Raw genomic sequence first — 9,824 nt, forward strand, 5'->3', positions numbered from 1 at the left:
AAGCTCAGGCGAGGGCGGTGAGGTAGGCCTGAAGCAGGGCGGGACGCTGGCGCGCCCAGGACAGTTCCTCGACGACCCGCTTGCGCCCGTATTCTCCCATTTCGCGGCGTTTGTCGTCGTCGCCCAGCAGTTCGAGAATGCGGTCGGCGAAATCGACAGGGTCGTTCTTGTCGGCGTAAAGCGAGGCGTCTTGCGCCGAAAAACGGCCTTCGGCGACGTCGAACTGGACGATGGGCTTGGCGAAAGCCATATATTCCATGATCTTGTTCATGGTCGATAGATCGTTCATGGCGTTGACGCGGTCGGGATTGACGCAGACGTCGGCGGTCGAAAGCAACTCGAACAGTTCGGCGTCCGGGACGCGTCCGGAAAAGGCGACATAGTCGTCGACCTTGAGTTTGCGGCTGAGCTCCTTGAGCGCGTCGACGCTTGGACCCGATCCGGCCAGGGTGAACTGGATATCGGTCCGGCCGAGATCGTGGACGATGTGGCGAACCGATTCCAGCAGCAGGTCGATGCCCTCCTGGTCGCCCATCACGCCGACATAGCCGACCAGGTAGCGGCGTCCGCGCTTGCAGGCGGGATTGGGCGGGACCGGCTTGATGCGCTCGATTTCCGGGCCGGAACGAACGACGAAAACCTTGTCCGGGTCCATCTTGCCGCGCCGGATGGCGATGGCGCGGTAACTTTCATTGGTGGCCATCGAGACATCTGCGGTCATGAAGGTCAGGCGCTCGACGAGATTGAGCAGGCGCCAGAAAAAGTCCCGACGTCCGAATTTCGCCTCGTAAAGCTCCGGATTGACGTCGTGATGGTCGAAGATGAATTTGCGCCCGAGCAATTTGAAGGGCAGCGCGACGAGGAAAATCAGGTCGGGCGGATTACACCCCTGGATGACGTCGAACCCGCGCTGGAAGAAAATCTTCCAGGCCAGCCGCGTCTCGGCGGTCAGGGCGGCGAGATATTCGCGCAGATAGCCGCCCGCAGAGGCCGCTTCCACCGGCAGCGGGTGCCGGTAGATATGGACGCCCTCAATGTCCTCTTCGAGCGTCTCGTAGCCTTTGCCGGTCGGGCAGATGATCGAGACTTCGGCGCCGGCGGCCTTCAGCGTCCGCGCCTCCAGCCAGACGCGGCGGTCGAACGGCAGCGGCAGATTCTCGACGATGATCAGGATTTTCCGCCCGGCCAGCGGAGTCGCGGAGTCGGACCGGGATTCGGCGCCGGTCGCGTCGGTCGGGGTGAGGTTCGCGCTGTGGAGCAGGGAGATATTCTCACGCATGTTTGAGGCTCTCCGTGGAGCGGCGTGCAAGAAAGGCAATCGGGAGTCTTTCGCGGTTCGCATGAAACGCGAAAGATTTCAGGAAAGCCGGTCGAGATTGAGGAGTTTGCCGCAATTGAGGGTCAGTCCTGCCGCCATGCCGCTCATGTCGACGACGACATCATAGGTCTGGGTTGCGATGGTTTCCGCCGAAACGAGGAGATCCGGCAGGGTCGGCAGATGCAGGAAGCTGTATCCGAGATTCTGCCCGATCAGCTGTTGTGGATGGAGATAGGGGTCATAGATCGAAAGTTTGTATCCGGCGTTCAGCAATTTGCGCGCCATGTCGACTTTCGGGCTTTCGCGCAGGTCGTCGCTTTCCTTCTTGAACGCCAGGCCAAGCATCAGCACCGATCCGCCCGGCGGCAGGTCCGCCGTCACCTGTTCGTAGAGGAAATGCTTGTGGGCTTCATTGGAGCGCAGCAGGGCGTCGATCAGGCGGGTGTTGGCCCCGACATCCGCCGCAATATATTGCAGCGCGCGCACGTCCTTGGGCAGGCAGGAGCCGCCGAAAGCGCCGCCCGGCCGGAAATAATAGGGCGAAATGTTCAGCTTCGTGTCGGAGATGAAGATTTCATGCATCTTGCTGGCGCTGATGCCGAGCTGCGTGCAGACTCGGCCGATTTCGTTGGCGAAGGCCACTTTTACCGCGTGAAACGTGTTGTCGACGAATTTCGTGATCTCGGATTCACGATATTTCGTATAGAAAACCGGCGCCTTGATGTTCTTGTTCAATTCTTCCATGCGCGGGTTGGGCAGGCTGTCGACCGTGCCGATGACAATTTTCGGCGGATTGAAATAATCGTTGATCGCATAGGCTTCGCGCAGGAACTCGGGATTATAGACCAGTTCGATGCAGCTGAAATTCTTGCCGAGCGTCGATTCGAAAATCGGCTTGATCAATTCCTCGATCGTGCCGGGACGAATCGTCGAGCGATAGACGACGGTCAGCGGCGTTTGGCGTTTGGGATCGACGGCTGTGGCGATCTGGCGCGACACTTCGGCGATATAGGTCATGTTGTGCGACCCGTCGACGCCGCTCGGGGTGCCGACGCAGACGATCGCCAGGTCGCATTGGTTGAGTTGCTGCGAGCCGTCGGTCGTGCAATGCAGCAGGCCGCCGGCGACCGCCTTGGAAAGCAGGTCCTCGAGACCCGGCTCCTGGATCGGCGACTTGCCGGAATTGGCTTCCTTGACCTTGCGTTCGCTGACATCGACGCCGAGCACCCAATGCCCCTCGGAAGTCAGGCAGGCGGCGGCGGTAAGTCCGACGTATCCCAAACCGTAAATTGCAATTTTCATCGAAGGCTCGCATCAGGTTAGGTGGGCTAAAGGCGTTTTCCCGGACTTTTCCGACAATCTGCCGACAGCGTCGAAGGACGGCTGGCGCTCGGCTGCGTCTCGGCGCGAAAGGTCGCGGAATTGCCGAAAAATCCAAGATTTCAGATACTAAGCTGCCAAGCACATAAATCGAACTGGACCACGATACAAGCCAAACTTGTCAATTTTCGCGGCAAAAGCAAAATTCGTCCCGGCCCTTGGTTCTTGCGATGCCGAGGAACCCGGCGCGATTTAAGGGATTTTTTTCGCGCCTTTTCTGTCAACAACCGGTGCTCGAATGTTTCGCCGGTCGCCGCCGCGCGACGCGCCCGGCGACGATTGGCCGCAAAATTTTCCGGACACGGATGAGAAACCGCCTTTCGCCCGTCGTCGGGCCGTGTTCATATCCGGGCCAAGGACTTCCCGTCGTCGAACGAACGGGCGCCAACAGGCGGAGGAAACGATGATCTGGATAGTCGGCCCTGGCGCTGTTCGGGGCGATGCGGGCCGTTTGCCGCATTTGCCGCCGTCGAACTCGGCCGGCGCCGGTCCTGGAAATTCAATTCCCGCGCCTTTTCCGCATCGGTTCATGCCGGAACGCAGGCCGGGTCTTGCCTGTCGCGGCGCGGCGCCATCCGATCGCTAACAAGGGGGAGAAAAATGCCCAACCATCCCGCGCTGCCCTATCTCAGAGCTTCCGAACTCGGCAAGGTCGTCACCGCCGCCGAGGCGGTCCGGCTGATCCAGGATGGCGACACCCTCGCCACCGGCGGCTTCGTCGGCATTGGTTTCGCCGAAGAAATCGCCATGGCGCTGGAAGAGCGCTTTCTGAAGGGCAGCGCCAGCGAACCGGAAGTGGCCGGCGCGCCCCGCGACCTCACGCTCGTCTATGCGGCGGGGCAGGGCGACGGCAAGCAACGCGGCCTCAATCACCTCGGCCATGAGGGGTTGGTCAAGAAGATCATCGGCGGCCATTGGGGCCTTGCGCCGAAACTGCAAGCGCTGGCCACCTCCAACCTGATCGAGGCCTATAACCTGCCGCAGGGCGTGATCTCGCATCTGTTTCGCGACATCGCCGCCCATCGGCCCGGCCATATCAGCGCCGTCGGCCTCGGCACTTTCGTCGATCCGCGCAACGGCGGCGGCAAGCTCAACGCCAGGACCACCGAGGATATCGTCGAGCTGATGATCATCGGCGGCAAGGAATATCTGTTCTATCGCGCCTTTCCCATCGATGTGGGCATCATCCGCGCCACCACCGGCGACGCCGACGGCAACCTGACCATGGAAAAAGAGGCGCTGACCCTCGAATCGCTGGCCATAGCCATGGCGACGCATAATTCCGGCGGCATTGTCATCGCCCAGGTCGAGCGGGTCGCCGAAAGCGGCAGCCTCAATCCGCGCCAGGTGAAAATTCCCGGCATTTTCGTCGATTGCGTGGTGGTGGCCAAGCCCGAAAACCACTGGCAGACCTTCTCCACCCAATATAATCCGGGCTATAGCGGCGAAATCCGCGTGCGCGCCGGCGCCCTGCCGGTCATGCCGATGTCCGAACGCAAGATCATCGCCCGCCGCGCCGCCCTGGAGCTCAAGCCCAACAGCGTCGTCAATCTCGGCATCGGGATGCCGGAAGGCGTCTCCGCCGTCGGCAACGAGGAAAAGATCATCGATCTGTTCACCCTGACCGCCGAGCCCGGGGTCATCGGCGGCATTCCGGCGAGCGGCACGGATTTCGGCGCGGCGGTCAACACCCAGGCGGTGATCGACCAGCCCTATCAGTTCGACTTCTACGATGGCGGCGGCCTCGACCTCGCCATTCTGGGGCTGGCGCAGGCCGACCGCAGCGGCAATCTGAACGTGTCGAAATTCGGTCCGCGACTGGCCGGCGCCGGCGGATTCATCAATATCAGCCAGAACGCCAAGAAGGTGATTTTCGTCGGCACCTTCACCGCCGGCAATCTCGAAGTGGCGCTCAAGGAGGGGAAATTGGCGATTTTGCGCGAAGGCAAGTCGCGCAAATTCGTAGCCGAGGTCGAGCACCGCACCTTTTCCGGCAAGATCGCCTTCTCGCGCCAGCAGCCGGTGCTCTACGTCACCGAACGCTGCGTCTTCGCCCTGCGCGAGGACGGGATAGAGCTGATCGAAGTGGCGCCCGGCGTCGATATCGAGCGCGATATTCTGTCCCATATGGATTTCAAGCCGATCGTCGCGCGCGATCCCGCCTTGATGGATGCGCGGATTTTCGCCGACAAGCCGATGGGGCTGCGCGACGATCTCCTGAGCCTGCCGATCGAGCAGAGGTTCAACTGGGACGCGAGCAAGGGCCTGTTCTTCGTCAATCTCGAACGCTATTCGGTGCGCAGCAAGGCGGATATCGAGAACATCAGGCTGCTGGTGCAATCGATTCTCGCGCCGCTCGGGCGCAAGGTCAGCGCGGTGGTCAACTACGACAAATTCGTCATCATGCCGGAATTGCTCGACGACTATTCCGACATGGTGCGGGGTCTGATGGACGCCTATTACAGCGAGGTCACCCGCTATACCACCAGCGGCTTCCTGCGCGCCAAACTGGGCGCGGCGCTGAGCAAGCGCGGGGTTGCGCCGCATATTTACGAACGCTCGGAAGAAGAGGCGCAGAGCTGAGATCGACGCCATTTTATATGTAGGCAGTTCGACCGGGTTGAGCCGGCGCCCCGGGTCGGTTTAGGTGATCCCGGGCAAACGAGAATTGGCAGGTCGCCGGCATGAATGCGGAAGCGGAAGTTCTGGTCGATGTCGCCGAAGGGGTGGGCTTCATCACGCTCAATCGCCCCAAGGCGATCAATGCGCTGACCCATGGCATGGTAAGGACCATCGCGTCGGCGCTGGCGGCGTGGAGCGCCGACGTTTCCGTTCATCTCGTGCTGATTCGGGGGGCGGGCGAGCGCGGCTTTTGCGCCGGCGGCGATATTCGCGACATATACGAGGCCATGCTGGCCGGCGATCCGAGGCCGGCGGCGTTCTGGCGCGACGAATATGCGCTCAACCAGGCCATCGCCGATTATTCCAAGCCCGTCGTCGTGGTGATGAACGGCATCGTCATGGGCGGCGGCATCGGCCTTTCCGCCCACGGCTCGCATCGCATCGTCACGCAGACCACCACCATCGCCATGCCGGAGACCAGTATCGGCTTCCTGCCCGACGTCGGCGGCTCCTATCTCTTGTCGCAGGCGCCCGGCGAAGGCGGAACCCAGCTGGCGCTGACCGCCGGTCGCATCGGGGCCGCCGACGCGCTTTTCCTCGGCCTCGCCGATGTGCATATCGAGAATGCGCGGCTCGCCGATCTGCCCCGGCTGCTGAGCGACTGCCGCACGACGGAGGATGTCGCGAGCCGGCTGCGGGCGCTGGCGACGCCGCCCGCGCCTGGCCAACTGGCCGACGACCGCCAGCGGATCGACGCCGCTTATGCGTCCGACAGCGTCGAGGAAATCTGCGCGCGGCTGGAGGCGGGGGGCGAACCCCAATCGCTGGAGGATTTGCAGAAAATTCGCGGCAATTCGCCGACCTCGCTCAAAATTACCCTGCGCGCCCTGCGCAAGGGCCGGCAATATGGCAAGCTCGCGCCCTGTCTGGCGATGGAGTTGACGGCGGCCACCCACATCATGCGCGGTCACGACATGCGCGAAGGCATTCGCGCGGCGGTGATCGACAAGGACCGCAAGCCGAAATGGTCGCCGGCCCGGCTCGAAGACGTCTCCGAGGCGACCGTGGACGCCTATTTCGTGGACAGCGACTGAGGCGGTCCGCGCAACGGCGAAGCGACGCGACGCGGCGCGAGAGTCTGAGGTCTTGCACTCACTCCGGCCTGAGCAGCACGTGTTTCTTCTTGCCGACCGAAAGCTTGGCGACGCCGTCACAGGCAAAATCGACCGCGCCCAGCACGTAGCGCTCGTCGGTCACGGTCGCATCGTTGAGCTTCAGCCCGCCGCCCTTGATCTGGCGCCGCGCCTCGCCGGTCGAGGGCGTCAGGCCGGCCTTGACAAAGGCCGACAGCACGCCCAGGCCCGCCGCGACCTCGGCGGCGGCGATTGCGACGCTTGGCAGGTCCTGCGCCACCACGCCCTCGACGAAGGTTTTGCGCGCGGTCTCGGCGGCCTGGCCGGCGGCGGCGCGTCCATGCAGCAAAGCGGTGGCCTCGTTGGCGAGAATTTTTTTCGCCTCGTTGATTTCCGCGCCTTGGAGCGCCGCCAGCCGGGCGATCTCGTCGAGCGGCAAGGTCGTGAACAGCTTTAGGAACCTTGCGACGTCGGCGTCCTCGGCGTTACGCCAATATTGCCAGTAATCGTAGACCGGCAGCATGTCGGCGTTGAGCCAGACCGCGCCGGCGGCGGTTTTGCCCATTTTCGCGCCCGAGGCCGTGGTCAGCAGCGGCGAGGTCAACGCGTAAAGCTGCGGCGTGCCCATGCGCCGGCCGAGATCGAGGCCGGTGACGATATTGCCCCATTGATCCGAGCCGCCCATCTGCAAGACGCAATCATGGCGGCGGTTCAGCTCGACGAAATCATAGGCTTGCAGGCACATGTAGTTGAATTCGATGAAGGACAGCTCGTGCTCGCGCTCCAGCCGCAGCTTGACCGAATCCATCGCCATCATGCGGTTGACGGAAAAATGCCGGCCGACGTCGCGCAGGAAGTCGATGTAGTTGAGCTTGCACAACCATTCCGCGTTGTCGCTGAGCAAGGCGTCGGTCTTTTCCGCGCCAAAGGTCAGAAATTTCTCGAAAATTTTCTGGATCGACCTTTTGTTGGCTTCGATCTGCTCGACAGTCAGCATCTTGCGGCTTTCGTCCTTGCCGGACGGGTCGCCGACGCGCGTCGTGCCGCCGCCCATCAGGGCGATCGGCTTCCCGCCGGACTTTTGCAGCCAGTGCAGCATCATGATCGGCAGCAGCGAGCCGACATGCAGCGAGGCGGCGGTGCAGTCGAAGCCGATATAGGCGATGAGGTCGCCGGAAAGCGCCTTCCTGTCCAGCCCTTCGAGGTCGGAACATTGATGGATGAACCCTCGCGCGGAAAGGGTGCGCAGAAATTCTGATTGGGGTTGGAAGGGGGTCATTTGATCCTCGGCTTTGCGCGAGGTTTAGATTTTTGAAGCCCAGGGCGCAAGGCGGCCGGAACAAGCGGCGTCATTCTCCGATGATCTTCACCAAAACCCGCTTCCTCCTCCCGCCGTCGAATTCGCCATAGAAAATCTGCTCCCACGGCCCAAAATCGAGTTTTCCGGCGGTGATCGCCACCACCACCTCGCGGCCCATGATCTGGCGTTTCATATGGGCGTCCGCATTGTCCTCGCCCGTGCGGTTATGGCGATAGGAGGCGACCGGCTCATGCGGCGCGAGCTTTTCCAGCCAGACTTCATAATCGTGATGCAACCCGCTCTCGTCGTCGTTGATGAACACCGAGGCGGTGATGTGCATGGCGTTGACCAGCGCCAGACCTTCCTGCACGCCGCTCTCGCGCAAGGCGGCTTCAACCTGCGGCGTGATATTGACGAGGGCGCGGCGGCCCGGCGTATCGAACCAGAGTTCCTTGCGGTAGGATTTCATGTCGTCCGCCTTTTCATGGGATCAGATCGCCGCCGTCACATCGGTCTGGGAAAAATCATTGCCGACAAAAAGCAAGGGACAATCATTCGTCTTGGCGACTTCATAAGCGAAGCAATCGCCAAAATTAAGCCCCGCAGAATGGACGCCTTTTCCCCACTTGGCGTAGGCCTCGGCGACCCGATGCGCCGAATCTGAGGTGACGCTGACGATCTCCCAATCGAACAGGTAAAACAGGCTCAACATTTCAGCGGCGATATTGGCGCGCCCGCCTGCGACGATCAGCGCCTCGGCGACCGTTCCGGCGGAAATCAGCACTCGCCCAGCATTGGCGAGCGCCTGCGAACATACATTGCCCTCAGGCTCGCGCTTCAGGATCGCCATCAACGCAGAAGTGTCGACCGCGATCATTTCGGCAGTCCGTCCTCGTCGTAAAGAAAGTCCTGACTATGCGCCGCAGTCGGGCCGTCGGAGGCCTTTGCGGATGCCTTGGATGACAATAAATCGAGCAGCGCAAGTCGTTTATCGGGACTGAGCACGCTCTGGACTGGGGTTAACCTGACGGCTGGACGGCCGTGGCGCGTCAGAATAATCTCCTCTCCCGCCTCGGCGCGGCGCACCAATTCCGTCAATTGCCCCTTTGCTTCGGTCACCGTTACGCGCATGGCATTTCCCTTAGGCGATCGTTAACAATAATAGACCAACCAATGGACCATTTCAAGGCGATCCGGCGCTGCGCCTCCGCACAAGGCGTTTCCAAATAAGCCTTCCATCAGGGTTGAGTCATCGACCCATTCGCAATTCGCCCACGCGAACGTATTCCCTGCGCTAATGGCAAGTGACTTTCCCCACCGATTCGGCGATGGAAACGCCGATCCACTCGAAGATGCGTCGCTCCGCGCGGGCAATCCAGCCGAAAGCTTAAATTCGCCTTTCCAAAGCGGTCGATTTCACTGCGGAACCGCATTTTTTCGACAGATTTCTCCAAAAACCATTTGACGGCGCAAAATCCCGCCCCTATGTTCCGCGCACTTCAGACAGGCCGTAGACGGGCATGTTTTTGGCGCCTCGCCGGAAACCCAGGCAGTCTAAACGCTGTTGACCAGCATTGCGACTTGACAAGTCAATCGGTTCCCTCGGGGGATCGTTCATCGACACGAATGGCGCGCATCGCGTTGTTCCTCTGTCTTTCAGCGCCGGATGCCCCACAGGCTGAAGGCGCTCATTCGTTTCGCCATAGGCTCTTGCAGCCAATGGCGAGATGGCCGGACCGGCGACACAATCGCCGCATCCGGGGAAAATCGTTTCACTGCTCGCTTCGGAAGGGCGATGGATGCCGACAATCAGCCAGTTGATCCGCAAGCCGCGGCAACCGAAAATTTATCGCGAGAAATCGCGCCATCTGCAGGCGAGCCCGCAGAAGCGCGGCGTCTGCACGCGCGTCTACACGACCACGCCGAAGAAGCCGAACTCGGCTTTGCGCAAGGTCGCGAAGGTTCGTTTGACCAATGGTTTCGAGGTCATCGGCTATATTCCGGGCGAAGGCCATAACCTGCAGGAACATTCCGTGGTGATGATCCGCGGCGGCCGCGTCAAGGATTTGCC

At 61.5% G+C, this 9,824-nt stretch carries 9 protein-coding genes; 3 read left to right on the plus strand and 6 right to left on the minus strand.

Annotated elements, in window-relative coordinates; translation table 11 throughout:
- Positions 1-4: 4 nt before the first annotated feature.
- Together QZY01_RS22645 and QZY01_RS22650 are read right to left on the minus strand one after the other, a co-directional pair.
- Positions 5-1,279: a glycosyltransferase family 4 protein gene (locus QZY01_RS22645; RefSeq protein ID WP_294541814.1), complete on the minus strand. Its 1,275-nt coding sequence runs from the start codon at positions 1,277-1,279 to the stop codon at positions 5-7.
- A 78-nt stretch (positions 1,280-1,357) separates the two neighbouring features.
- Positions 1,358-2,620 (minus strand): nucleotide sugar dehydrogenase, encoded by a 1,263-nt coding sequence (locus QZY01_RS22650; protein WP_294541816.1) that lies wholly within the window; start codon positions 2,618-2,620, stop codon positions 1,358-1,360.
- A 678-nt stretch (positions 2,621-3,298) separates the two neighbouring features.
- On the opposite strand from QZY01_RS22650, the gene QZY01_RS22655 reads away from it, so the two are divergent.
- Complete coding sequence (locus QZY01_RS22655) at positions 3,299-5,281, plus strand: acyl CoA:acetate/3-ketoacid CoA transferase (protein ID WP_294541818.1); 1,983 nt, start codon at positions 3,299-3,301, stop codon at positions 5,279-5,281.
- Between the two features lie 101 nt (positions 5,282-5,382).
- Positions 5,383-6,414 carry an enoyl-CoA hydratase/isomerase family protein gene (locus QZY01_RS22660; RefSeq protein ID WP_294541820.1) on the plus strand — a complete coding sequence of 344 codons (1,032 nt, stop codon included), beginning with the start codon at positions 5,383-5,385 and terminating at the stop codon, positions 6,412-6,414.
- 58 nt (positions 6,415-6,472) lie between these two features.
- Here the strand turns inward: QZY01_RS22660 and tyrS are convergent, their stop codons facing one another.
- The 4 genes from tyrS to QZY01_RS22680 all read right to left on the minus strand — a co-directional run bounded on the left by tyrS (position 6,473) and on the right by QZY01_RS22680 (position 8,884).
- Positions 6,473-7,732 (minus strand): tyrosine--tRNA ligase, encoded by a 1,260-nt coding sequence (gene tyrS, locus QZY01_RS22665; RefSeq protein WP_294541823.1) that lies wholly within the window; start codon positions 7,730-7,732, stop codon positions 6,473-6,475.
- Positions 7,733-7,802: 70 nt separating this feature from the next.
- Positions 7,803-8,222, minus strand: coding sequence for a secondary thiamine-phosphate synthase enzyme YjbQ (locus QZY01_RS22670; RefSeq protein WP_294541825.1), 420 nt, complete (start codon positions 8,220-8,222; stop codon positions 7,803-7,805).
- Between the two features lie 21 nt (positions 8,223-8,243).
- Positions 8,244-8,630: a type II toxin-antitoxin system VapC family toxin gene (locus QZY01_RS22675; RefSeq protein WP_294541826.1), complete on the minus strand. Its 387-nt coding sequence runs from the start codon at positions 8,628-8,630 to the stop codon at positions 8,244-8,246.
- Positions 8,627-8,884: a type II toxin-antitoxin system prevent-host-death family antitoxin gene (locus tag QZY01_RS22680; protein ID WP_294541828.1), complete on the minus strand. Its 258-nt coding sequence runs from the start codon at positions 8,882-8,884 to the stop codon at positions 8,627-8,629. The genes QZY01_RS22675 and QZY01_RS22680 overlap by 4 nt, the downstream gene beginning before the upstream one ends.
- A 668-nt stretch (positions 8,885-9,552) precedes the next feature.
- Between QZY01_RS22680 and rpsL the strand changes: the two genes are divergently transcribed.
- On the plus strand, positions 9,553-9,824 hold a 272-nt coding region (rpsL, locus tag QZY01_RS22685), incomplete at its 3' end, for a 30S ribosomal protein S12 (RefSeq protein ID WP_294541830.1).

It is taken from the genome of uncultured Rhodoblastus sp., from assembly GCF_903903185.1.
Classification (GTDB): Bacteria; Pseudomonadota; Alphaproteobacteria; order Rhizobiales; family Beijerinckiaceae; genus Rhodoblastus.